At 66.0% G+C, this 25015-nt stretch carries 20 protein-coding genes and 2 pseudogenes; all 22 read left to right on the forward strand.

Features of this window, described 5'->3' with window-relative positions; translation table 11 throughout:
- The first annotated feature begins 157 nt into the window (after nt 1-157).
- The 22 genes and pseudogenes from pyrR (at nt 158) to uvrC (ending at nt 25007) form a co-directional block, all read left to right on the forward strand.
- Nucleotides 158-762 (forward strand): annotated as a pseudogene (pyrR, locus tag ACKFR8_RS02230) (bifunctional pyr operon transcriptional regulator/uracil phosphoribosyltransferase PyrR).
- Entirely contained in the window at nt 763-1749 is a 987-nt protein-coding gene (locus ACKFR8_RS02235; RefSeq protein ID WP_408930479.1) for an aspartate carbamoyltransferase catalytic subunit, read from the forward strand.
- A 19-nt stretch (nt 1750-1768) separates the two neighbouring features.
- Nucleotides 1769-3115 carry a dihydroorotase gene (locus ACKFR8_RS02240; RefSeq protein ID WP_408930480.1) on the forward strand — a complete coding sequence of 449 codons (1347 nt, stop codon included), beginning with the start codon at nt 1769-1771 and terminating at the stop codon, nt 3113-3115.
- A gap of 73 nt (nt 3116-3188) precedes the next feature.
- Nucleotides 3189-4379 carry a glutamine-hydrolyzing carbamoyl-phosphate synthase small subunit gene (gene carA, locus ACKFR8_RS02245; protein ID WP_296133791.1) on the forward strand — a complete coding sequence of 397 codons (1191 nt, stop codon included), beginning with the start codon at nt 3189-3191 and terminating at the stop codon, nt 4377-4379.
- Between the two features lie 30 nt (nt 4380-4409).
- Nucleotides 4410-7751 carry a carbamoyl-phosphate synthase large subunit gene (gene carB, locus ACKFR8_RS02250; RefSeq protein ID WP_306506875.1) on the forward strand — a complete coding sequence of 1114 codons (3342 nt, stop codon included), beginning with the start codon at nt 4410-4412 and terminating at the stop codon, nt 7749-7751.
- Nucleotides 7735-8574 carry an orotidine-5'-phosphate decarboxylase gene (gene pyrF, locus ACKFR8_RS02255; protein WP_408930481.1) on the forward strand — a complete coding sequence of 280 codons (840 nt, stop codon included), beginning with the start codon at nt 7735-7737 and terminating at the stop codon, nt 8572-8574. The genes carB and pyrF overlap by 17 nt, the downstream gene beginning before the upstream one ends.
- Nucleotides 8575-8835: 261 nt before the next feature.
- Nucleotides 8836-9156, forward strand: coding sequence for an integration host factor, actinobacterial type (gene mihF, locus ACKFR8_RS02260; RefSeq protein ID WP_039675208.1), 321 nt, complete (start codon nt 8836-8838; stop codon nt 9154-9156).
- A gap of 8 nt (nt 9157-9164) precedes the next feature.
- Entirely contained in the window at nt 9165-9734 is a 570-nt protein-coding gene (gene gmk / locus ACKFR8_RS02265) for a guanylate kinase (protein WP_296131800.1), read from the forward strand.
- 38 nt (nt 9735-9772) lie between these two features.
- Nucleotides 9773-10075 carry a DNA-directed RNA polymerase subunit omega gene (gene rpoZ, locus ACKFR8_RS02270; RefSeq protein ID WP_296131796.1) on the forward strand — a complete coding sequence of 101 codons (303 nt, stop codon included), beginning with the start codon at nt 9773-9775 and terminating at the stop codon, nt 10073-10075.
- A 167-nt stretch (nt 10076-10242) separates the two neighbouring features.
- Entirely contained in the window at nt 10243-11484 is a 1242-nt protein-coding gene (gene coaBC / locus ACKFR8_RS02275; protein ID WP_306506954.1) for a bifunctional phosphopantothenoylcysteine decarboxylase/phosphopantothenate--cysteine ligase CoaBC, read from the forward strand.
- 131 nt (nt 11485-11615) lie between these two features.
- A complete protein-coding gene (metK, locus tag ACKFR8_RS02280; RefSeq protein ID WP_408930482.1) occupies nt 11616-12839 on the forward strand; it encodes a methionine adenosyltransferase in 1224 nt (407 codons plus the stop codon).
- Nucleotides 12840-12850: 11 nt separating this feature from the next.
- Entirely contained in the window at nt 12851-14884 is a 2034-nt protein-coding gene (locus ACKFR8_RS02285) for a primosomal protein N' (RefSeq protein WP_296131789.1), read from the forward strand.
- Between the two features lie 155 nt (nt 14885-15039).
- Nucleotides 15040-15558, forward strand: a complete 519-nt coding sequence (gene def / locus ACKFR8_RS02290; protein ID WP_296131786.1) for a peptide deformylase — start codon at nt 15040-15042, stop codon at nt 15556-15558.
- 84 nt (nt 15559-15642) lie between these two features.
- Entirely contained in the window at nt 15643-16593 is a 951-nt protein-coding gene (fmt, locus tag ACKFR8_RS02295) for a methionyl-tRNA formyltransferase (protein WP_296131783.1), read from the forward strand.
- Nucleotides 16590-18170, forward strand: a complete 1581-nt coding sequence (locus ACKFR8_RS02300; protein ID WP_296131780.1) for an RsmB/NOP family class I SAM-dependent RNA methyltransferase — start codon at nt 16590-16592, stop codon at nt 18168-18170. Before fmt ends, ACKFR8_RS02300 begins: the two co-directional genes overlap by 4 nt.
- 10 nt (nt 18171-18180) lie before the next feature.
- The gene (gene rpe / locus ACKFR8_RS02305; RefSeq protein ID WP_296131776.1) at nt 18181-18855 is read left to right on the forward strand and encodes a ribulose-phosphate 3-epimerase; all 675 of its coding nucleotides are present in this window, start codon (nt 18181-18183) and stop codon (nt 18853-18855) included.
- A 56-nt stretch (nt 18856-18911) separates the two neighbouring features.
- Complete coding sequence (gene ribD / locus ACKFR8_RS02310) at nt 18912-19895, forward strand: bifunctional diaminohydroxyphosphoribosylaminopyrimidine deaminase/5-amino-6-(5-phosphoribosylamino)uracil reductase RibD (protein ID WP_408930965.1); 984 nt, start codon at nt 18912-18914, stop codon at nt 19893-19895.
- 76 nt (nt 19896-19971) lie between these two features.
- Nucleotides 19972-20586, forward strand: a complete 615-nt coding sequence (locus tag ACKFR8_RS02315) for a riboflavin synthase (protein ID WP_296131773.1) — start codon at nt 19972-19974, stop codon at nt 20584-20586.
- Nucleotides 20587-20597: 11 nt separating this feature from the next.
- Nucleotides 20598-21860 carry a bifunctional 3,4-dihydroxy-2-butanone-4-phosphate synthase/GTP cyclohydrolase II gene (locus ACKFR8_RS02320; RefSeq protein ID WP_296131772.1) on the forward strand — a complete coding sequence of 421 codons (1263 nt, stop codon included), beginning with the start codon at nt 20598-20600 and terminating at the stop codon, nt 21858-21860.
- Between the two features lie 23 nt (nt 21861-21883).
- A pseudogene (gene ribH, locus ACKFR8_RS02325) lies at nt 21884-22367 on the forward strand (6,7-dimethyl-8-ribityllumazine synthase).
- A gap of 46 nt (nt 22368-22413) precedes the next feature.
- On the forward strand, nt 22414-22953 hold the full coding sequence (locus ACKFR8_RS02330) for a PH domain-containing protein (protein WP_408930966.1): 540 nt from the start codon (nt 22414-22416) through the stop codon (nt 22951-22953).
- The gene (uvrC, locus tag ACKFR8_RS02335; RefSeq protein ID WP_296131768.1) at nt 22953-25007 is read left to right on the forward strand and encodes an excinuclease ABC subunit UvrC; all 2055 of its coding nucleotides are present in this window, start codon (nt 22953-22955) and stop codon (nt 25005-25007) included. The genes ACKFR8_RS02330 and uvrC overlap by 1 nt, the downstream gene beginning before the upstream one ends.
- Nucleotides 25008-25015: the final 8 nt, after the last annotated feature.

A 25015-nucleotide genomic window follows, 5' to 3' on the forward strand; every position in this document is an offset into this window, starting at 1 on the left:
GGGGACGCAGTAGCGCTAGCCGGAGGGGCAGCACAAGTGCTATGGTCGTGGCTGACTTTCAAGCATAGACAGTCACCCACAACCGAAATATTTTTGTCCGAAACCATTGTCAGACATCCTTTAAAGACCGCACCGTGAGGCGGGGAAGGAGGTCACGATGAGTGAAACCGGCACCCACGCGGAGTCTAACGAGCTGCTGAGCTCGGACGACGTCGCGCGTACTGTCGCACGCATCGCGCACCAGATCATTGAAAAACGGCGCTTGATTCGAGCGAAGCGCCTCGAGTCGTGTTCCTCGGCATTCCGTCTGGTGGCGTGCCCCTGGCGCAGCGCCTCGCGCGCAAGATCGCGGAATTCTCTGGGGTGGAGGTTCCCTGGGGCTCGCTGGACATCACATTGTACCGTGATGATCTCTACGCCCGCCCGCACCGCGCGCTGCAACCCACCACCGTGCCGTCTGGGGAAATCAACGGCGCGACCGTCATCGTGGTCGATGACGTCCTCTGTTCCGGCCGTACCATCCGCGCCGCTCTCGACGCGCTGTTCGATATTGGCCGGCCCGATATCATCCAGCTCGCAGTCCTCGTGGACCGCGGCCACCGCCAAGTCCCCATCCGCGCAGACTACGTGGGCAAGAACATTCCCACCGCGCGCGATGAGGACGTCACCGTCTACAACGCCGACATCGATGGCCGCGACGCCGTGGTGCTCACCCGCGCTGCGGCGGCCGAGTCCGCCGGTGAACGCAAGGAGAATGCATAAATGAAGTACCTCATTGACATTGCTGATCTGAGCGCGGAGGAGATCCTGGCGCTCATGGATGAGGCGGACCGCTTCCGCGAAGCGCTTGACGGCCGCGAGGTCAAGAAGCTGCCGACCTTGCGCGGGCGCACCGTCTTTACCCTCTTCTACGAAAACTCTACCCGTACGCGCTCTTCCTTCGAGACCGCGGGTAAGTGGATGTCGGCGGACGTGATCAACCTGTCGGCGTCGACAAGCTCGGTGAAGAAGGGCGAGTCCCTCAAGGACACCGGCTTGACCCTCACGGCAGTCGGCGCGGACGCCATCATCATCCGTCACCCGTCTTCCGGCGCCGCGCAGCAGCTGGCCGGCTGGGTGGCACCGAACGGTGACGGGCCGAGCGTCATCAACGCCGGCGATGGTGCACACCAGCACCCGACGCAGGCGCTGCTCGACGCCGTCACGATGCGCCAGCGCCTCGGACTGTCTTCCCAGGCCGCCGGTTCTGCACGCTCTGCCGCCGGCACCGGCTTCGAGGGCCTGCACGTCGCCATCGTGGGTGACTGCCTGCACTCGCGTGTGGTGCGCTCCAACGTGGACCTGCTGACCACCCTGGGCGCCGAGGTCACCTTGGTGGCGCCGCCGACCCTGCTGCCCTTCGGCGTGGAGAACTGGCCGGTGCGCGTCTCCCACGACTTTGACGCGGAGGTGGCCACCGCCGACGTCGTCATGATGCTGCGCGTGCAAGCAGAGCGCATGCACGGCGGTTTCTTCCCCTCACACCGCGAATACGCCTCCCTCTATGGCCTGTCCAAGGACCGCGCGGCGGCGATGCAGAAGGACGCCATCGTTATGCACCCAGGCCCCATGGTCCGCGGCATGGAAATCAACTACGCCGTGGCGGACTACGACAACACGGCCGTGCTGCAGCAGGTACACAACGGCGTCCACGTGCGCATGGCCACACTGTTCACGCTGCTGACCAACGGCGAGAACGCCAGAATCTAGAAGAGGAGATCACCCCACTATGACTACCTATCCAGACACCGGCGCCCTGCACGCACCGGAGCAGGGCACTCTGCTCATTACCAACGTGCGTCCCTACGGCGAGGGCGAGCCCACCAACGTCCTCATCAAGGACGGCGTCATTGCGTCGATTGGCGCGGGCGCTGAGGCCACCGCGGCGGACCGCACTATCGACGCCGCCGGCCACGTCCTCCTTCCGGGCCTGGTGGATATGCACGTGCACCTGCGCGAGCCGGGCCGCGAGGATACCGAGACGATCGAGACCGGTTCCCGCGCCGCGACCAAGGGCGGGTTCACTGCAGTGTTCACCATGGCGAACACCACGCCGGTCACCGACCAGCCGATCATCGCTGAGTCCGTGTGGGCGAAGGCCCAGAAGCTTGGCCTGTGCGACGTCCACCCGGTGGGCTCCATCACCAAGGGCCTGGAGGGCAAGACGCTGACGGAGTTCGGCATGATGGCGCGCTCGGACGCGAAGGTGCGCATGTTCTCCGATGACGGCAAGTGCGTCCAGGACCCGCAGCTCATGCGCCGCGCCCTGGAATACGCCAAGGGCCTCGATGTCCTGCTGGCGCAGCACGCCGAGGACCACCGCATGACCGAGGGTGCCTGCGCCAACGAGGGCGAGGTAGCGGCCCGCCTGGGCCTGCGTGGCTGGCCGCGCGTGGCGGAGGAGTCCATCGTCGCCCGCGACGCCCTCCTGGCGCGCGACTACGGCAACCGCATGCACATCTGCCACGCCTCCACCAAGGGCACGGTAGAGCTGCTGAAGTGGGCCAAGGAACAGGACATTCCGCTTACCGCGGAGGTCACCCCGCATCACCTGCTCATGACCGATGACAAGCTGGTGTCCTACGACGGCGTCTTCCGCGTCAATCCGCCGCTGCGCGAGGAGTCCGATACCGCGGCGCTGCGCCAGGCGCTTCTCGACGGTCTCATTGACGTCGTCGCGACCGACCACGCACCGCACGGCAGCGAAGACAAGTGCGTGGAATTCGAAAACGCTAAGCCCGGCATGCTGGGCCTGGAGTCCTCCTTGGCGGTCGTCGCCAAGCTCTTCGTCGCCACCGGCCTGGCGGACTGGCGCTTTGTCGCCCGCGTGATGTCGGAGCGCCCCGCTGAGATCACCCGCCTGCCGGGCCACGGTCGCCCCATCGCGGAGGGCGAGCCGGCCAACCTGACTATCGTGGACCCGGAGCACCCCTGGGTGTCCGATTCGACGGACCTGGCCTCCAAGTCCGCCAACAACCCCTACGAGGGTGAAGAATTCGGTGCGCGCGTCACCCACACGATCCTGCGCGGCCGGGTGACCTTCGACCTAGCTGCCGACTCGGCAGCCTCGCAGTAGCTCCCTGAACAACGTTATCCCACGCCAGCGACCATTTTGTAGCCACATTCTTTTCAACGAAAGGCCTCACACTGTGACCTCACACACTCCACAGACGTCCACCCCCTCCGCGCAGAGCGTCCCCGCCATCCTGGTGCTGGCAGACGGCCGCACCTTCCGCGGACAGGGCTTCGGTGCTACCGGCACCACGCTGGGTGAAGCCGTCTTTACCACCGGCATGACCGGCTACCAGGAGACGATGACGGACCCGTCCTACCACAAGCAGATTGTCGTTACCGCCGCACCGCAGATCGGCAATACCGGCTGGAATGACGAGGACAACGAGTCCCACGGCAATCAGATCTGGGTAGCCGGCCTGGTCATCCGTGACCTGTCGCGCCGCGTGTCCAACTGGCGCGCCGCCCGTTCCCTGCCGGAGGAGATGGAAAAGCAGGGCATCATCGGCATCAGCGGCATCGACACCCGCACCCTGGTGCGCCACCTGCGCAACCATGGCTCCATCAAGGCTGGTCTGTTCTCTGGCGCGGACGCCGAGGAAGACGTCGAGAAGCTGCTTGAGAAGGTCAACGCGCAGGAGTCCATGGCGGGCCTGGACCTCTCCGAGGAAGTATCCACCACTCAGGCCTACACCGTTCCGGCGGAAGGGGAGAAGCGCTACACCGTCGTGGCCTACGACATGGGTGTCAAGACCGCCACCCCGGGTAACTTCTCCAAGCGCGGCATCGAGACCGTCGTGGTGCCGGCCAACACCCCGTTCGAGGAGATCAAGCAGTACAACCCGGACGGCGTGTTCGTCTCCAACGGTCCGGGCGACCCGGCAACGGCGGACACCATGGTCCAGGTCGTGCGCGACATCCTGGCAGCGAAGTACCCGTTCTTCGGCATCTGCTTTGGCAACCAGATTCTCGGCCGCGCCTTGGGCATGGACACCTACAAGCTGAAGTTTGGCCACCGTGGCATCAACGTGCCCGTGCGCAACCAGCTCACTGGCAAGATCGACATCACCTCGCAGAACCACGGCTTCGCCCTGGCCAGCCCGTCCGGTAAGAAGAACCCGGCCGGGGAAGAATTCGACACCGACTTCGGCCCGGCCGTGGTGTCGCACACCTGCCTCAACGACAACACCATCGAGGGCGTGGCCCTCAAGGACGGCATGGCCTACTCCGTGCAGTACCACCCGGAGTCTGCCGCCGGCCCGCACGACGCCAACCCGCTCTTTGACCAGTTCATCGAGCTCATGGCTGAGAAGTCCCCGAACAAGTAGAACGCAACCAGGAAAAGGAAGAAGAAACTTATGCCAAAGCGCAACGACATCAATCACGTCCTGGTTATCGGCTCCGGCCCGATCGTTATCGGCCAGGCCTGTGAGTTCGACTACTCCGGTACCCAGGCGTGCCGCGTGCTCAAGGAGGAGGGCCTGCGCGTCACGCTGGTCAACTCCAACCCGGCCACTATCATGACTGACCCGGAGTTCGCGGACCACACCTACGTGGAGCCCATCGAGCCGGGGTTCATTGAGAAGATCTTCCGCAAGGAGCAGGAAGAGGGACACCCCATCGACGCCGTGCTGGCAACGCTAGGCGGCCAGACCGCGCTGAACGCCGCGGTGCAGCTGGACCGCCTGGGGATCCTGAAGAAGTACGATATCGAGCTCATCGGTGCCGACATCGACGCCATCGAGCGCGGCGAGGACCGCCAGAAGTTCAAGGACATCGTGGCCTCCATCGGCGGCGAGTCCGCTCGCTCCCGCGTGTGCCACACCATGGACGAGGTCCACGAGGCCGTAGCTGAGCTCGGCCTGCCCGTTGTGGTCCGCCCGTCGTTCACCATGGGCGGCCTGGGCTCCGGCCTGGCTTTTAACGAAGAGGACCTCGATCGCATTGCCGGCGGCGGCCTGGCCGCCTCCCCGGAGGCCAACGTGCTCATCGAGGAGTCCATCCTGGGCTGGAAAGAGTTCGAGCTCGAGCTCATGCGTGACGGCGACGACAACGTCGTGGTCATCGCCTCCATCGAGAATGTCGACGCGCTCGGCGTCCACACCGGTGACTCCGTCACCGTGGCCCCGGCACTGACCCTGACGGACCGCGAGTACCAGAAGATGCGCGACCAGGGCATCGCCATCATCCGCGAGGTCGGTGTGGATACCGGCGGCTGCAACATCCAGTTCGCCGTCAACCCGGAGGACGGCCGCATCATCACCATCGAGATGAACCCGCGTGTGTCCCGCTCTTCCGCGCTGGCGTCCAAAGCCACCGGCTTCCCGATTGCGAAGCTGGCTGCCAAGCTGGCCATCGGCTACACCCTGGATGAGGTCCGCAACGACATCACCGGTGTGACCCCGGCCGCCTTCGAGCCGACGCTGGACTACGTCATTGTCAAGGCCCCGCGCTTTGCCTTTGAGAAGTTCCCGGGTGCCGATGACACCCTGACCACCACCATGAAGTCCGTGGGCGAGGCCATGGGTATCGGCCGCAACTACATCTCCGGCCTCAACAAGGTCATGCGCTCCCTGGAGACCAAGCCCGCCGGGTTCTGGACGCAGCCGGACGAGTTCTTCGCCGGCGAGCGCGCCACCGATCTGGATGCCGTGCTCAAGGACCTGGAGCGCCCGACCGAGGGCCGCATGTACGACATCGAGCTGGCTCTGCGCCTGGGCGCGACCGTGGAGCAGCTGCACGAGCACTCCAAGCTGGATCCGTGGTTCCTGGCTGAGCTCGAGGCCCTCGTAGAGTTCCGCGCAGAGCTTGTCGCGGCACCGGTGCTGGATGCTGAGCTGCTGCGCCGTGCTAAGGTCTTCGGCCTGTCCGACGCCCAGATTGCCGCCTTGCGCCCGGAGTTCGCCGGCGAGGATGGCGTGCGCTCCCTGCGCTGGTCCCTGGGCATCCGTCCGGTGTACAAGACCGTGGATACCTGCGCCGGCGAGTTCGAGGCCCAGACCCCGTACCACTACAGCGCCTACGAACTGGACCCAGATGCGGAGTCCGAAGTCGGCCCGATGGCCGAGGGCAAGAAGGGCAAGGTCATCATCCTCGGCTCCGGCCCGAACCGCATTGGTCAGGGCATCGAGTTTGACTACTCCTGCGTCCACGCCGCCCTGGAGCTCTCCCGCGAGGGCTACGAGACCGTCATGGTCAACTGCAACCCGGAGACCGTGTCCACGGACTACGACACCGCGGACCGTCTCTACTTCGAGCCGCTGACCTTCGAGGACGTCATGGAGGTCTACCACGCGGAGGCGCAGTCCGGCGAGGTCGCCGGTGTGATCGTCCAGCTCGGCGGCCAGACCCCGCTGGGCTTGGCGGAGCGGCTTACCGCCGCGGGTGTCCCGGTCGTGGGTACCTCGGCTGCCGCCATCGACTTGGCCGAGGACCGCGGCGAGTTCGGTAAGGTCCTGGCTAACGCGGAGCTGCCGGCGCCGGACTTCGGCACCGCTACCTCCTTCGACGAAGCCCGTGAGGTCGCCGCCGGCATTGGCTACCCGGTGCTGGTCCGCCCGTCCTACGTGCTGGGCGGCCGCGGCATGGAGATCGTCTACGACGAGGCCTCCCTGCGCGACTACATCGAGCGCGCCACCGAGATCACCTCGGACCACCCGGTGCTGGTGGACCGCTTCCTCGACAACGCCATCGAGATCGACGTCGACGCGCTGTGCGATGGTGAAGAGGTCTACCTCGGTGGCGTGATGGAGCACATCGAGGAAGCCGGTATCCACTCCGGCGACTCCTCCTGTGCGCTGCCGCCGATGACGCTCGGCCCGGAGGACATTGAGAAGGTGCGGGAGTCGACGCGTCGCCTAGCGCACGGCATTGGCGTCAAGGGCCTGATGAACGTTCAGTACGCGCTCAAGGACGACACCCTCTACGTCATCGAGGCCAACCCGCGCGCGTCCCGTACGGTGCCGTTCGTGTCCAAGGCCACCGGCGTGCCGATGGCCAAGGCCGCTGCGCGTGTCATGCTCGGCGCCTCCATCGCACAGCTAAAGGATGAGGGCATTATCCCGTCCACCTACGACGGCGGCTCCCTGCCCATTGAGCACCCGATTGCGGTCAAGGAGGCCGTGCTGCCGTTCAACCGCTTCCGCCGTCCGGACGGCCAGCTGCTCGATACGCTGCTGTCTCCGGAGATGAAGTCCACCGGCGAGGTCATGGGCTTGGCAGACAACTTCGGTGCGGCCTACGCCAAGGGCGAGATGGCGGCCTTCGGCGATCTGCCGACGGAGGGCACGGTCTTCGTTTCCGTGGCCAACCGCGATAAGCGCACGCTGATCTTCCCGATTCAGCGCCTTGCCTACATGGGCTACACCATCGTCGCCACGGCGGGTACCGCGCAGATGCTGCGCCGCAACGGTGTAGAGTGCGAGGTGGCCGTCAAGGTTTCCGAGGCTAAGGAGGGCCAGGAGTCCATCGTCGACGCCATCCTGGGCGGCAAGGTGGACCTGATCCTCAACACCCCGGCCGGTTCCGCCGGCGCGCGCCACGACGGCTACGACATTCGTGCCGCCGCCGTGTCCGTGGGTGTGCCGCTGGTAACCACCGTCCAGGGTGTTACCGCTGCGGTGCAGGGCATCGAGGCGCTGCGCATGGGTGACCTCAAGGTACGCGAGCTACAGGAGCTGGATCATGACGCAGTCAACTAACTTCGGCGAGCGCGCCGTCGCCGCCGGGCGCGAGCGCGGGCGGTTGTGCGTGGGCATTGACCCGCACCCGCACCTGCTCGAGGCCTGGGGCCTGACTGTCGACGCTGCTGGCCTGCGCAGCTTCACCATGACCTGCGTGGAGGCTTTTGCCGACACGGCCGCGATGGTGAAGCCGCAGGTGGCCTTCTTCGAGCGCTTCGGCTCGGCGGGCTTCGCCGTGCTAGAGGACGCCCTGGCAGGGCTCCGCGACGCGGGCTGCCTGAGCCTGGCCGATGCCAAGCGCGGCGATATCGGCTCCACCATGGCCGGCTACGCCGATGCCTGGCTGGGGGAGACCTCCCCATTGCGCGCCGACGCCGTGACCGTCTCGCCCTACCTGGGCGTGGGCGCGCTCGGCCCGGTCTTCGATGTGGCGGCCGAGACCGGCCGCGGGGTCTTCGTCCTCGCGGCGACCTCCAACCCAGAGGCCGTGGGGCTGCAGTCCCTGACGGTGGAGGGCCGCAGCGTGGCGCAGCGCGTGGTAGACGAGTGCGGTCAGCGCAACCTGGCCTGCGGCGCGAACGCCGAGGGGGCTGTCGGCCCCGTGGGCGTGGTCGTGGGCGCCACGCTGGATACTCCGCCGGTATTAGACCAATTGCGCGGTCCCGTGCTGCTGCCGGGCGTGGGCGCCCAAGGCGCGACGGCGGCGGATGTTCGCCACCTGACGCAGGCGGCCCCGGAGCTGGGCTTCGCTAACGTGTCCCGAGCCATCCTTTCCCGCGGTCCGCAGGTTTCTGACCTGCGCAAAGCGGTGGAGGAAACGGCGGCAGAGTTCCGGGACTAGAAACGCGGCGCGCCGGATTAACGGGCGCGCCGTTTACCTGGTATTTTGTTTAAGGCATGCGTGTTGACGTGCGGGAACCTTTAACGGGGCAGACCCGGATTGCGTCACCGCGCACAGACCAGTGCTAGGATTGCCAGAAGTCGGTTCGCTGGGACGGCAGAAAGCTGTTCCGCGCTGGGGGAATAGCCCCCGCGCAGGACCGAGGATCTGGTGCCAGCCATCAGACGATATTGTTCAGACTAATGAAATCGGAGGAAACCCGTGGCCCTTCCCAAGTTGACTGATGAGCAGCGCAAGGAAGCTCTCGCAAAGGCCGCTGAGGCCCGCAAGGCTCGTGCTGAGCTCAAGGCTGCGCTGAAGCGCGGCGAGACCAACCTGCAGGACGTTCTGGAGAAGGCTGAGACCGATGAGATCATCGGTAAGACCAAGGTCTCCGCACTCCTCGAGGCCCTGCCGAAGGTGGGCAAGGTCAAGGCCAAGGAAATCATGGAGGACCTAGAGATTGCACAGACCCGCCGTCTGCGCGGTCTGGGTGACCGCCAGCGTCGCGCCCTGCTCGAGCGCTTCGGCTACGGCGAGTAAACAGCGCAATGGCTGACGAAACTGCACGCGGGCGCCTGGTCGTACTGGCCGGGCCGTCCGCGGTGGGCAAGTCCACCGTGGTTTCGCGCCTGCGCGACGATGTCGACAACCTGTACTTCAGCGTCTCTATGACGACGCGTCAACCCCGTCCTGGCGAGCGCGACGGGGTCGATTACTTCTTCGTCACTCCGGAAGCATTCCAGGAGCACATCGACGCCGGGGACATGCTCGAATGGGCAGATATCCACGGCGGCCTGCAGCGTTCGGGAACGCCGGCGCAGCCGGTAGTCCGGGCGATGGAGGAAGGCCGCCCGGTGTTGGTGGAGGTTGATCTGGCGGGCGCTCGCAACGTCAAAGCCGCGATGCCGGAGGCAGAAACCGTGTTTCTTGCCCCACCGTCGTGGGACGTGCTCGTGGAGCGCCTCACCGGGCGCGGCACCGAGCCCCAGGATGTCATCGATCGCAGGCTGCACACCGCGGAGACTGAGCTCGCCGCACAAAAGGAGTTCGACCACGTCGTGGTCAATGAAGATCTCGATGAGGCCGTAGCTGCCATTAGTGCTATCCTGCGTGGATAGACCAAGATTTTGACCATCTACCAACAGTAAAGGTGCATGTGACTAACGTGACCACACCTGCTAATTCTGAGGCCACCAAGCCGGAGCCCGTCTTCGATCCGCCGACCGGTATTACTGATCCGCCGATTGACGAGCTGCTTGGTAAGGTCTCCTCCAAGTACGCACTGGTGATCTTCGCCGCGAAGCGCGCGCGCCAGATCAACAGCTACTACCAGGAACAGGACGAGGGCGTCTTCGAGTTCGTCGGGCCGCTGGTAACCCCGGAGGCCGGCGAGAAGCCGCTGTCCATCGCTCTGCGTGAAATTGACGCCGGCCTGCTGGACCACGAGGAAGGCAACTAAGCCTTGCCTTCGGGGCACAGCGTGCCGCGCACGGAACCCACCCGCACCCCGTTTCGGGGCGTGCCGGTGGGTTCTTTTATGTCTTGGGTAGTATCGGCCGAGTGAAGGAAGCTCAGGATTCTCAAGACAACTCCACCGCGGCAGACTCTACGCCCCAGGCGCGCCGCATCCTCGTCGGCGTGGGCGGCGGCATCGCCGCCTACAAGGCCTGCCACCTCATTCGTGACTTCAAGGAGCACGGCGACGAGGTGCGCGTGGTGCCCACTGCGTCTGCGCTCAACTTCGTGGGCGCGGCTACCTTTGAGGCCCTGTCGGGCCAGCCGGTGTCCACGACCGTCTTCGATGCCGTCGACGAAGTTCAGCACGTTGCTCTGGGGCAGCAGGCGGACGCTATCGTTATCGCACCGGCCACTGCGGATCTCATGGCCAGGCTTGCCGCGGGTCGAGCCGACGACCTTCTTACCGCCTCGGTTTTGGTGGCGACGTGCCCGGTCATCGTGGTGCCAGCCATGCACACGGAAATGTGGCTCAATCCGGCTACCCAGGACAACGTGGCCACCCTGCGCCGCCGCGGCGTCACCGTCATGGAGCCAGCGCACGGGCGCCTCACGGGCAAGGATTCGGGGCCAGGCCGCCTTCCGGAGCCGGGGCAGATTGCGGAATTCGCGCGCACCGTCATCGCTGGACATTCCGTGCCCTTCGACTGGCAAGGAAAGAACGTGGTGGTCTCCGCGGGTGGCACACAGGAGAACCTCGACCCGGTGCGCTACCTGGGCAATCGCTCGTCGGGGCGGCAGGGCTTTGCCTTGGCAGAGATTGCCGCCCAGCGCGGAGCTAACGTGACCATCATTGCCGGAAGCACCGAGGACCTGCCGTGTCCCTCCGGGGCTAACGTAGTGCGCGTGACCTCCACGCGGGACATGGAGGAGGCGATGAACGCGGCGGCTGCCCGCGCCGACGTGGTCATTATGGCCGCCGCCGTGGCGGACTATCGGCCGGCTTCTGTAGCGGAGTCCAAGATGAAGAAGGGGGAGGCGGACGCAGACTTGGCGCACCTGGAGCTGGTGGAGAACCCGGACATCCTCAAGGGGCTTGTCGCCCGCCGCGACCGCGGTGAGGTAAAGCGCGATGCGGTGATAGTGGGATTTGCCGCCGAGACTGGGGACGCTGAGACCTCCGTGCTCGAGTACGCGCAGCAGAAGTTTGTGAAGAAGGGCTGTGACCTGCTTATGGCCAACGAGGTGGGCGAGGGCAAGGTTTTTGGGCAGCCCACGAGCGCGGGGTGGATTCTGCGCCGCGATGCGGAGCCGTTGGAGGTAGCTCCCGGTTCCAAGCAGGTCGTGGCGGCCCAGATACTTCAAGCGGTGAATGAAATCCTGGCGGGAACCGAGTTGACCTTGCAGTTATAGACCGCTTGGTCTACGATGGGCTTCTGTTACCACGCCGAGTACGTGGGGATGAGCGCCGGTGGGGCGCAGTTTGGTGCAGCTCCACCATTTCGCGCTTCCCACGACGCGCACGACTAGCTTAAGGAAGATTTGTGACTGATACAGCTGCTCAGGCGGTACGCCTTTTCACCAGCGAATCCGTGACCGAAGGTCACCCGGATAAGATTTGTGACGCGATTTCGGACGCCATTCTTGACGCCCTCCTCGAGGTCGACCCCAACTCCCACGTTGCCGTCGAAACCCTCGTGACTACCGGCCAGGTCCACGTGGTGGGTGAGGTCCGTACCTCCGGCTACGTGGAGATCCCACAGCTGGTGCGCAAGACCCTCGTGGACATTGGTTTTACCTCCTCCGACGTCGGCTTTGACGGGAACACCTGTGGCGTCAACGTGGCCATCGGTGAGCAGTCCCAGGAGATCGGCGCCGGCGTGGATGCCTCCACCGAGGTCCGCTCCGGCGAGTATGAAGACGACGATCAGTACGGTGCCGGCGACCAGGGCCTCATGTTCGGCTACGCCACGAACGAGACCCCGGAGTTCATGCCGCTGCCGATTTCCACGGCGCACCGCCTGTCCCGCCGCCTGACCCAGGTACGCAAGGAGGGCATCGTGCCTTCGCTGCGCCCGGATGGCAAGACGCAGGTGACCTTTGCCTACGACGAGAACGACGTCCCCACCCGCCTGGAGACCATCGTTATTTCTACCCAGCACGACCCGGACGTCACGCAGGAGTGGCTGGCGGAGCAGCTGCGCGCGCACGTGGTGGAATGGGTGGTCAACGACGCCGACCTGGGCAAGTACTACACCGAAGACACTGAGCTTCTCATCAACCCCTCCGGCTCCTTCATCCTGGGCGGCCCGATGGGTGACGCCGGCTTGACCGGTCGCAAGATTATCGTCGACACCTACGGCGGTATGGCACGCCACGGCGGTGGTGCGTTCTCTGGCAAGGACCCGAGCAAGGTGGACCGCTCCGCCGCGTACGCCATGCGCTGGGTAGCCAAAAACATCGTGGCTGCCGGTTTGGCAGATCGCGCTGAGGTCCAGGTGGCCTACGCCATCGGCCGCGCTAAGCCGGTGGGTCTCTACGTGGAGACCTTTGGCACCGCCAAGGACGGGCTGAGCGACGGTGCCATTCAGGCCGCCGTGGACCAGGTCTTCGATCTGCGCCCGGCCGCCATCATCCGCGAGCTTGACCTGCTGCGCCCGCTGTACCGCAACACCGCGGCCTACGGTCACTTCGGCCGCACCGACGTCGACCTGCCGTGGGAGGACACGTCCCGCGCCGAGGATCTGCGCCGCGCCGCCGGCCTGTAGAATCGGGCGCTATGCCCAAGAAGACACCCGCCGCCCACCAACCGGTCGCGCGGGTGTTGCCCTTACTAGGGGTCTCTCACCTCGATCGCGCCTTCGATTACCTCATCGATGAGGACGATTCGGCCGCCGCGCAGCCGGGCGTGCGCGTGCGTATCCGCTTCAACGGCCGCCTGGTGGACGCCATTCTGCTCTCGCGGGGAAGTGACTCCGACTTCGATGGCTCGCTGCGTTTCATCGACCGCGTGATTTCGCCCTTCGCGGTCTATACCCCAGTCATGTCCTCCCTAGTGGAGTCTCTGGCCGCTCGCTATGGCGGCGTGCGCTCCGACATCATCCGCACTGCCATTCCTGCCCGGCACGCTAAGGCGGAAGAGGCGGACCTTGATACCCCGTGGGAGGAGCTGGGGACTACGGAACACCCTGACCTGTCCGCCTGGACCAGCTACGTGCACGGCCAATCCTTCGTTGACTCGGTACTGGCCGGCCACATCGCCCGCGCGGCGTGGCAGATCCTGCCAGGTGCTCACTGGGCCGACGCCCTGGCTAGCTTGGGGACGAGCGTAGCGCTCAAGGGCGGTGGCGTGCTCATCGTTGTGCCGGACCAGCGGGACCTGGACCAGCTGGAGGCGGCCTTCCGCCGTTACGTCTCTGCCAAGCAAATCACCGTGCTGGCGCACAGCACTGGGCCGCAGGCTCGGTATCGCCGGTACCTGTCTGCGCTTACCGGTCAATCGCGCATTGTCATCGGTACCCGCTCCGCCGCTTTTGCGCCGGTGCAGGACTTGCAGCTGGCGGTCATTCTTGGCGACGGCGACGACAACCTAGTGGATAACTTGAAGCCCTATGTGCACGCCCGGGAAGTGCTAAGCACCCGCTCGGCACTGGAGGGCTGCAGCCTCATCGTGGCCGGGCACTCCCGGACCGCCGAGGCCCAGCTGCTGGTGGACTCCGGCTGGGCCCACGATTTGGTTCCTACGCCGGAGGCCATCGCGGCGAGCAAGCCGGACATCGTTCCCGTAGGCCCCTTTGGCGTAAACCTCACTAGGCAGATGCAGGGCGGAACCACCTCAGTGGCCGCCGCCGCCTTCCATGCCACGCGCGCCGCCTTGGGCCGCGGCGAGCCTGTCTTGGTTCAGGTACCGCGCAAGGGATATGCCCCGATTCTGGCATGCGGACAGTGCTCAGCCCCGGCGCGCTGCCGTCACTGCAATGGACCGCTGGGGCTGCCCGCGGCGGCGGAAAGCGGGGCGCCTGCGGCCTCGCTGCCGACGTGCCGGTGGTGCGGCCGCGTGGACGCGCACTACCGCTGCCCGGACTGCGGCTCGCCGCGCCTGCGCGCCATTGTGCTGGGCTCGGAGCGCACAGCGGAGGAATTAGGCCGCGCGTTCCCACAGACGCGGGTCATCCAATCAGGCGGCTCCAAGGTGGTGGATGAAATAGCGCTGGGACCCGCCCTGGTTATTGCGACTCCCGGCGCGGAACCCCGGGTAGAGGGAGGCGGACACTACGGTGCGGCCCTGCTCGTGGAGACGGGCGCCTTGTTGGGCCGGCAGGATCTGCGCGCTACCGAGGACGCGTTGGCCAAGTGGGCGGCCGCGGCGACTCTCGTGTGCCCGGCCGCTGACGGCGGGGTAGTGATCATCGCTGCGGACGAGGAGCTGCCGGTGGTCAACTACCTGGCGAACTGGGACATGGTGGGCGCTGCTTCCGCGGAGCTGTCAGCGCGGCGTGAGGTGCGCTTTCCGCCGGCGGTGCACATGGCAGCCATCGACGGAGCCGACGCGTCCCTGGACTCCTTCCTGGAGCTGGCGGAGCTGCCCGAGCACGCGGAGCTTCTCGGTCCGGTGCCGCTGCCGCCCGGGGTGAGTCTTCCCGGGGACTACGACCGTGAGCGCGGCGGTGAGCCGCAGCGGCTCCTGATCCGCACGCCCCTGGGTCCGCGCGCGGAGCTGGGCAGTGCGCTACGGACAGCTAACGCCCTGCGCAGCGCCCGCAAGGACGTCCTTCCCCTGCGCATTGCCGTGGATCCGATCAACATCGGATAGGCCAACATCGGACAGGCGCAGCACCGTCACGCATCCACCCCGGCTCAGCGCGGGCGGGCAGTGGTGAACTATTCTCGGATTCATCAACGGTGTGGGGTCGGTGCGAGCCAAAGGGCTTTCCCGGCCCCTGGACAAAGGAAGTGGAGAATTCCCCTATGACAGTTCGCGAGGTTCGCTTGTACGGCGACCCCGTCCTGAACACCCGTGCCGACGAGGTTACCGAATTCGGGCCAGCACTCGAGCGCCTAGCCCAGGACATGCTGGAGACGATGGAGCATGCAGGTGGCGTTGGCCTGGCTGCCAACCAGATTGGTCTCACGCAGCGCATCTTTGTCTTCGATTGCTCGCACTATCAGCATGGGCTGCGCGGGGCCATTGTGAACCCGGTGTGGGAGGCAATCGGGGAGGAGACAGAGCTCGGCACCGAGGGTTGCCTGTCCATCCCGGACATTTCGCTGCCCACCGAGCGTTTTTCCACCGTGCGGGTGCGCGGCAATGACGTCTACGGTCGGCCCGTCGCCCTGGTTGCCTCCGGGCTGATGGCGCGTTGCGTTCAGCACGAATCGGATCACCTGGATGGAATCCTCTTCCTGCAGCGCCTTAGCCCCGAGCGCCGCAAAAAGGCGATGAAAGACATCCGCCAGTCCAGTTGGTTTGCCGCCCAGAAGGCTTAGCCTGCAAGGACTGCCAGTGCTCACCGCCAGCTAAGCAGAACCCACCACTTATCTACAGCGCGAGAAGAAAGGGAACTTCACACCGTGCGCATCATCTTTGCCGGAACTCCTGAACCCGCCGTCGTGGCGTTGGAGAAGCTTATCGCCTCCCGCCACGAGGTTGTCGCCGTCATTACCCGCCCCGATGCCCGCAAGGGCCGCGGCCGGACGCTTCACCCCAGCCCCGTAAAGGCGCTGGCACTGGAGCACGGCATCGAGGTGCTCACCCCCACAACGCTTAAGCCGGGGACGGAAGACGGCGAGGCTTTGCGCGCCCGCCTGGCGGAGTTGGCGCCCGAGGCAATCCCGGTGGTGGCCTACGGCAACCTCATTACTGAGGATCTACTGGACACTCCGGCGCACGGATGGGTTAATCTGCATTTCTCCTTGCTCCCCGCCTGGCGCGGAGCCGCGCCGGTGCAGGCGTCCATCGCTGCGGGCGATGAGCTCACGGGTGCCACCACCTTCCGCATTGATAAGGGACTCGATACCGGCGACATTCTGGCGACGATGAAGGAGGAAATTCGGCCCACGGATACTGCTGATGATCTGCTCACCCGGCTGGCGTATGCGGGCGGAGATCTACTGGTAGAGACCATGGATGGCCTCGAGGACGGCAGCATCACGCCGCAGCCGCAGGAGGGCGAGGCAACGTACGCGCACAAGATTGCCACCGCGGACGCGCGTATTGACTGGACTTCTCCGGCCGCGGAGGTAGACCGCCACATTCGCGCCCACACCCCGGGCCCAGGCGCGTGGACGATGCTGGGGGAGTCGCGCCTCAAGGTGGGGCCTGTGAGCCTGCTCGACGATGAAGCGGAGACCCTGCGCCCTGGCGCTGTCCGTGTTAGCAAGAAGGACGTTGTCGTGGGCACCGGCAGCGGCGCGGTCCGGCTGAACAGAATCCAGCCGCCCGGAAAGAAGATGATGAATGCGGCCGACTGGGGCCGCGGACTCAGTGCCGGAGCTAACGACGATGAGGTGGTGTTCTCGTGAGCGGAGGGTTTAGATCTCGCAGCAAGTCCGGCGATCAGCCGAACAGTGAGCAGCGCGGCGGCCAACAGCGCCGTGGACAGCAGCGCGGTGGACAACAGCGTGGCGGCAACCAGCGACGCGGCGGGGCCCCGCGCGGTTCGAGCCAGCGCGGACGCGGTCGTGGCACCGACCACCAACGCCGGTCCGGGTCCTTCCCAGCCGCGGCGCGAAGCGCTGGCGTCGACCTTGCCCGCGCGGTGGTCTTCGACGTACTGCGTCGCGTCGACGCGGACGACGCCTTTGCCAACCTCACGCTGCCTAAGGCTTTGAGCGAGAACAAGGTGAGCGGGCGGGACGCCGCGTTTGCCACCGAGCTGACCTACGGCACCTTGCGCACCGAGGGTGTGCTTGACGCGGTCATCGCCGATTGCGCCTCGCGCGGCTTGGACGCCATGGCGCCGGAGGTACTCACGGCCCTGCGCCTGGGCACCTATCAGGTTCTCTATACCCGCGTTGAGGCGCACGCGGCGGTGGATACCACCGTTCGCTTGGTTGAAGCCTCTGGCCACGACAAGGCCAAGGGCTTTGCCAATGGCATCATGCGCACCATCACGCGTACCCCGGCCCACGAGTGGCTGGAGCGCCTCAGCCCGCAGGGCGACTTGGCCGCGCTGGCCTTCCGGCACGCGCACCCGGAGTGGATTGCGCGCTCCTTCGAGCAAGCGCTGGGAACGGACGCCGCTACCGAACTTGAGGCGGCCCTGGACGCCGACTCGCAGCGTCCCATCGTGCACCTCGTGGCGCGCCCGGGCGAGATTTCCGCCGAGGAGCTGGCGCTGATCACCGGCTGCGAGGAGGGGCGCTATTCGCCCTACGCGGTCTATCTGGAACACGGGGATCCCGGTTCCTTGGAGCCTGTGCGCCAGGGGTTGGCCGCCGTGCAGGACGAAGGCAGCCAGCTCATTGCCCGCGCGGTGACGGAGGCTCCAGTCGAAGGCGACGACTCCGGGCGCTGGCTCGACCTCTGCGCCGGTCCGGGCGGCAAGGCCGCTCTCATGGGGGCTATTGCGCGCATTGAGGATGCTCACGTCGATGCCGTGGAGGTCTCGCAGCACCGCGCCCGCCTCATTGAGAAAACGGTCCGGGATCTCCCCGTCACGGTGCACACTGCCGACGGTCGCCGGCCCGGCCTCGAGCCGGGTTTTGATCGCGTGCTTGTCGACGCCCCCTGTTCCGGCCTCGGCGCCCTACGCCGGCGTCCGGAGGCCCGGTGGCGCAAGTCGGAGGGTGACATCACCGACCTCACTGCCTTGCAGGCAGAGTTGCTGGACTCCGCTTTGAACCTGGTGCGGCCTGGCGGAGTGGTGGTCTACTCCACCTGCTCGCCGGATCTGCGGGAGACCCGCGGCATCGTGGAGGCGGCCCTGTCCGCGCACGGCGACGGCGCCGAGTTCCAGATTGAGGAGCTTAACGCGCGCGACTTCTTGCCGGATATGGGCAACGTCGGCCACGAGCTGAGCGCCCAGCTGTGGCCACACCGCCACGGCACGGACGCGATGTTCTTCGCAGTGCTGCGCCGAAGCGTTAAGGGTGACTAGGATCGTGGACATGTCTGCCACGTCTGCACCGATCATTTCCCCGTCCATCCTGGCCGCCGACTTCACCCAGCTGGGTGAGGAGGTGCGCGCTGTCGCTAACGCGGACTGGATCCACGTCGACATCATGGATGGTCACTTCGTGCCCAACCTGTCCTTCGGTCCGGACATCACCGCGGCAGTCGATGGCCTCACCATGCAGCCGCTCGACGTGCACCTGATGATCCAGGAACCGGAGAAGTGGGTAGAGACCTATGCCAAGGCCGGTGCGGACTGCATCATTTTCCACGTCGAAGCCGTTGAGAGCCAAGAGGCCGCCGTGGCGCTGGCGCGCACCATCCGAGACCTGGGCGTGCGGGCGGGATTCTCCATCAAGCCCGGCACCCCCATCGAGCCGTGGCTGGATGTCCTTGAGCACTTCGATGAGGTCCTCGTGATGTCTGTCGAGCCCGGATTCGGCGGGCAGAGCTTCATGCCGGACCAGCTGGACAAGGTCCGCGCCCTGCGTGCGGCCATTGACCAGCGCGGTCTGGATATGACTATCGAGATCGACGGAGGAATCTCCCGCGACACTATCCGCCAGGCGGCGGAGGCCGGGTGCGACGCCTTTGTGGCGGGCTCTGCCATCTACAAGCAGGACGATAAGGCCGCGGCGGTGGAGGAACTGCGCCAGGAAGCCACCCTCTAGTGGGTACGGCAGCACCCGCGCCCGCGGGGCCCCTTCGCGCGGCCTTGGAGCGCGCCATGGAGGCCGGCCGCAGCGCCGCCGGCACCACGAGCCCGAACCCGCCGGTGGGGGCAGTGATCCTAGATGCCGCTGGCACCGTGGCAGGGGTCGGCGCTACGCAGCCGCCCGGCGGGCCGCACGCGGAAGTGATGGCGCTGCAAGCAGCCGGCAGCCGGGCCCGGGGTGGTACGGCGGTGGTAACGCTGGAGCCGTGCAACCATACCGGGCGCACGGGGCCGTGTGCGCAGGCGCTCATCGCTGCCGGCGTCGCGGCGGTGTACTACCTCCACCCGGACCCGACGCCGCAGGCGGGCGGCGGCTCCGCCACATTGTCTCAGGCCGGGGTCACGGTGGGCCAGCTTGAGGCTCAAGCGAACACCGCCGATTGTCTGGTCCCGTGGCTGACCGCGGTGGAGCTCGGACGCCCCCACGTCACCCTCAAATTTGCCCAGAGCATTGATGGTTTTACCACCGCGGTCGACGGCACCAGCCAGTGGATAACCGGACCGCAGGCGCGCGAGCACGTGCACGAGGATCGGGCGCGGCGCGACGCCATCCTCATCGGTACCGGCACCGCTCTAGCGGATAACCCCTCGCTCACCGCGCGCTATCCGGACGCCACGCTGCGGGCGCACCAACCCCGCCGCGTGGTCATCGGCAGCCGCGATGTGTCCGCCATGCCCAACCTCGCGCGCCTTGGTTTTGAGCAGTACGCCACGCCCGCTGAGGCCCTGCACGAGTTGTATGCCAGCGGTGCTCGTGACGTGCTCGTCGAAGGTGGTGCGGGCCTGGCCGGCAGCATGCTTGAGCAGGGCGACGTGGACTGGATTCAGGCCTACGTCGGCAACGTACTCGTCGGCGACGGCCGGGGCGTTCTCGATCGTTCGCTCGCAGCCACGTTAGCGCCGACCCTGGCCCAGGCGCCGCGGTGGCGGCGGCGCACCGTGGTGGGCCTCGGCGACGACGTGCTGGTGGAGTACCAGCGGTGCCGAGGCAACTAGAGGCCGAAAAAGGGGCCAGAATAGTGGCCAAGTGAGAGCGCTGTATTTACGTGCAGGATTGATGAGAAAGGACGCAATGTTTACCGGACTTGTAGAAGAAGTAGGCCGCGTGGAAGAGCTCCAGCCGCAGGGCGACGCGGTGCGGCTGAGCATCGCAGCCACGACGGTGCTGGGGGACGCGCAGCTGGGTGACTCGATTGCTGTCAACGGCGTGTGCCTGACCGTGGCGGAGTTGGGGGAGAACGCCTTTACTGCCGACGTCATGCAGGAATCCCTCAACCGCAGCGCGCTGGGCCAGCTGCAGGTGGGCGACGTTGTCAACCTGGAGCGCGCGCTGCTGCCCACCACCCGACTGGGCGGGCACATTGTCCAGGGCCACGTCGACGCGACGGCCACGCTTCTGACGCGTACCCCATCGGAGCACTGGGACGTGCTGCGCTTTAGCCTGCCACAGCAGCTGGGCCGCTACGTCGTGGAGAAGGGCTCCATCACGGTGCAGGGCACGTCCTTGACCGTCGCCGCGCTGGGGGAGGACTACTTCGAGGTGTCGCTCATCCCGACGACGCTGCGGGATACCGTATTTGGTTCCTTGGAGCCCGGGGCAGTGGTAAACCTCGAGGTAGACGTGGTGGCCAAGTACGTCGAGAAGATGCTTCACCCCGACGTCACCGCGGAGCCGCAGGAGGGATAGAGTAAGTCCCTATGAGCGCCGCACATTCAACTGTTGCTTTAGATAGCGTCGAGCAGGCTATTGCTGATATCGCTGCCGGCAAAGCAGTCGTGGTCGTCGATAACGAGGACCGCGAAAACGAGGGAGACCTCATCTTTGCCGCCGAGTTGGCGACCCCGGAACTCGTGGCGTTTATGGTCCGCTACAGCTCGGGCTACATCTGCGCGCCACTCCTGCCGGAGGATTGCACGCGCCTGAACCTGCCGCCGATGATGGCGGTGAACCAGGACGTCCGCCACACCGCCTACACGGTCACCGTGGATCTGGCGAACGGCTCCACCGGCATTTCGGCGACCTCGCGGTGCGCTACCATCCGCGCGCTGGCGAACGCGTCGTCGAGCCCGGCTGACTTCACCCGCCCCGGCCACGTGGTCCCGCTCGCGGCGCGCCCCAACGGCGTGCTGGAGCGCGACGGCCACACGGAGGCGGCCATTGACCTTGCCCGCCTAGCCGGGCTGCGCCCGGCAGGCGTGCTCTGTGAGATCGTCTCCGAAGAGGACCCCACGGACATGGCGCGATCGCCGGAGCTGCGCCGCTTTGCCGATACCCACGGGTTGAGCATGATCTCCATCGAGCAGCTCATTGAATGGCGCCGCCACCACGAGCAACAGGTTTCCCGCCAGGTGGAAACCCGCCTGCCCACCGAGTACGGCGAGTTTCGCGCGGTGGGGTACCGGGGAGACGTCGACAAGCACGAGCATGTCGCCCTCGTCGTGGGTGACGTGGAGAGCTACGCCGGGGCCGAGGATGTCCTCGTGCGCGTGCACTCCGAATGCCTCACCGGTGACGTCTTTGGCTCACAGCGCTGCGATTGCGGCCCCCAGCTGCAGGAATCTCTGCTCGCTGTCCAAGAGGCCGGCCGCGGCATTGTCATCTACCTGCGCGGTCAGGAGGGCCGGGGCATTGGGCTGGTGAACAAGCTCAAGGCATACAGCCTCCAAGATGGCGGGCTCGATACCGTCGATGCCAACGTGGAACAGGGGCTCCCGGAAGACGCGCGCGAATACTCGGCGGCCGGGCAGATCCTGCGTGACCTGGGGGTGAAGTCCGTGAACCTGCTGACCAACAACCCGCACAAGGGTTCCGGCCTGCAGGGATTCGGCATCGATGCCACCGCCCGCACCCCGTTGGCCACGCCGGCTACCGCGGAAAACATTAACTACCTGCGGGCCAAGCGCGACCGCATGGGCCACGATTTGCCCCAAGTGGCACACTGGGACGAAGAACACTCCTAGATAACGCCGAGAAGGAGCACGCAATGAGCAAAGAAGGACTTCCCGCACTGGATGGAGTCGACGGCAGCGGCATCCGCGTCGCCGTGGTCACCGCGACGTGGAACGCAGAGAATCTGCGATCAGCTGCATAGTCGCGCCCTGGCCACCGCCCGGGAGGCGGGCGCGGAGGTGACCCCGCTGCGCGTCGTCGGTGCGCTGGAGCTGCCCGTCGTGGTGCAGGCGGCCGCCCGAACGCATGACGCCGTGGTGGCACTCGGCTGCGTGGTGCGAGGTGGTACACCGCACTTCGACTACGTGTGTGACTCGGTTACGCAGGGGCTTACCCGCATCGCCCTCGACGAGTCCACTCCAGTGGCCAACGGCGTGCTTACCGTCAATGACTATGAGCAGGCGGTGGACCGCGCCGGCTTCCCGCAATCCGAGGAGGATAAGGGCGCTGAGGCCATGGTCGCCGCTTTAGAAACCGTGCACACGTTGCGTACACTAGACGGATCGCGCGCAGAGTAGCCGCACGGAAGTGAATCGAGGAGACGCAGGGGAGATGCAGGACGAGATGACGGACCCACACAAGCCCTCCACCCGGAAGGTGAGCGACGAGCAGATGCTGGCCTACACCAGCGCCGACCCGTTTGCCATGACGAGCTCCAAGCCGTGGGAGTTCGAGGCCACCTCTCCCTTCTTGCGCAAGGTGGCCATCATCTGGATTGTTGTGGTCATGGCCGCGCACCTGTTCATGGGCTTTACCGTAGGCCTGTCCTTTACCGGCGCCACGGTGACTACCATCGACAAGTTCGCCTTCCCCGGCGTGGGCGTCATCATCTCCATCTTGTCCTGGTTCGCCCTGACCCGGCCCCGCGTGCGCGCTAATAGCGACGGGGTAGAGGTGCGCAACATCGTCGGCACGCGTTTCTACCCGTGGCAAGTCATTTATGGCCTGTCGTTCCCGGAGGGCTCGCGTATGGCGCGCATCGAGCTCCCAGACTTCGAATACGTCCCGGTCTGGGCGCTCCAGTCCGGCGACAAGGGTGAGGTCATCTCGAAGGTTCGCGCCTTCCGCGAGCTCGAGGCACGCTACATGCCGCAGGACGACTAGTGGCGGATCCCACCACCTACCGCCCGGCACCGGGAAGCATTCCTACCGACCCGGGCGTGTACAAGTTCCGCGACGAGAACCGCCGGGTGATCTACGTGGGCAAGGCGAAGAACCTGCGTGCCCGCCTGTCCAACTATTTTCAGGACATCACCCAGCTCCACCCGCGCACCCGGCAGATGGTGCTCACCGCCGCGTCGGTGGAGTGGACCGTCGTGGCCAGCGAGGTCGAGGCCCTCCAGTTGGAATACACCTGGATCAAGCGCTTCGACCCGCGGTTCAACGTCATGTACCGCGACGACAAGACTTACCCCATGCTCGCGGTATCCGTGGGGGAGGCAATTCCCCGCGCATTCTTCTACCGCGGGCCGCGGCGCAAGGGGGTGCGCTACTTTGGTCCCTATTCGCATGCGTGGGCCGTGCGCGAGTCCCTCGATCTGCTTACCCGCGTCTTCCCCATGCGCACCTGCGCCAAAGGCGTGTACAACCGCCACGAGCGGTTGGGCCGGCCCTGCTTGCTGGGATACATCGGAAAGTGCGACGCGCCCTGCATCGGCCGGGTCAGCGCCGAGGAGCACCGCGAGACGGTGAACCAGCTGCTGAGCTTCATGAACGGCAATACCGGCCCGGTGCGCAAGCGCCTGACCCAGCGAATGGAGGAGGCCGCAGAGAACCTCGAGTTCGAGCTGGCCGCTCGCCTGCGCGACGATCTGGGCGCGATTGACAAGCTCATGGAGCAGCAGGCGGTGGTGCTCTCAGACGGCACCGACGCCGACCTCATTGCGTTCAGCTCCGATGAGCTGGAGGCCGCCGTGCAAATCTTTCACGTGCGCTCCGGGCGCATCCGCGGACAGCGCGGCTGGGTGGTGGAACGCTCCGGCGACCAAGCCACCACGGAGCCGATTGAGGAGGGCCAGCCGGACCCGGGGCTGCCGGCGCTTATCCAGAACTTCCTCATCCAGTTCTATTCCGATGCCGTCGAGCGGCAGCGCCAGGAGGCTGCTGAGGACGCCAAGCTCGAGCGCCGGGGAGTGGACCAAGAGTCCCACGCGGAGTCCCACCGCGGCAATGCCATCCCGCGCGAGATCTTGGTGCAAGCGCAGCCGGAAGAAACAGATCAGGTGAAGGTGGTGCTGGAGGAGCTGCGCGGGGCACAGGTGGACCTGCGCGTGCCGCAGCGCGGCGACAAGCGGGCGCTGATGGAAACCGTCGAGCGCAACGCCAAGGAGCAGCTGCGCCAGCACAAGCTCAAGCGCGTGGGAGATCTCACAGCGCGCTCCGCGGCGCTGCAGGAGCTGCAGGAAGCCCTGGGCATGGACTCCGCACCGCTGCGCATCGAATGTACGGATATCTCCCACATCCAGGGCACGGACGTGGTGGCCTCCCTCGTCGTTTTTGAGGACGGGCTGCCGCGCAAGTCCGACTACCGGCGCTACCGCATTAAGGAGGCGGCTGGCGACGGCCACTCGAACGACGTCGGCTCCATCGCCGAGGTGACCCGCCGCCGCTTCAAGCATCACCACGAGGACAAGCGCGCGGTGCCGGACGAGGAGCTGGAAAACACCACCTTCGCCGAGGAAATGGTCCGCGAGGAAGCCGCCAGCCAGACGAAGCAGAGCTCCTATCCACCGCAGCTGTTCATCGTGGACGGCGGTGCCCCGCAGGTGGCCGCGGCCCAACAGGTCTTCGACGAGCTGGGCATCGTGGACGTCACGCTGATTGGTCTGGCTAAGCGCCTAGAAGAGGTGTGGGTGCCGGGCGACGACGAACCGGTGATCCTCCCGCGCAACTCCCAGGCCCTGTTCCTGCTTCAGCATTTGCGCGACGAGGCGCACCGCGTGGCGATTACCTACCACCGTCAGCAGCGCTCCAAGCGCATGCGCAGCTCGGTGCTGGATTCCGTACCCGGGCTCGGCCCACAGCGGCGCACAGACCTGGTCAAGCACTTCGGCTCGGTGAAGAAGCTGAAGGCCGCCTCCGTGGAGGAGATCGCCGCGGTGAAGGGCTTTGGGCCGAAGCTCGCACAGACCGTGTACGAGCACCTGCAGGGCTCCTAACGCCCCGG

This window comes from Corynebacterium axilliensis, assembly GCF_046097495.1.
Classification (GTDB): domain Bacteria; phylum Actinomycetota; class Actinomycetes; order Mycobacteriales; family Mycobacteriaceae; genus Corynebacterium.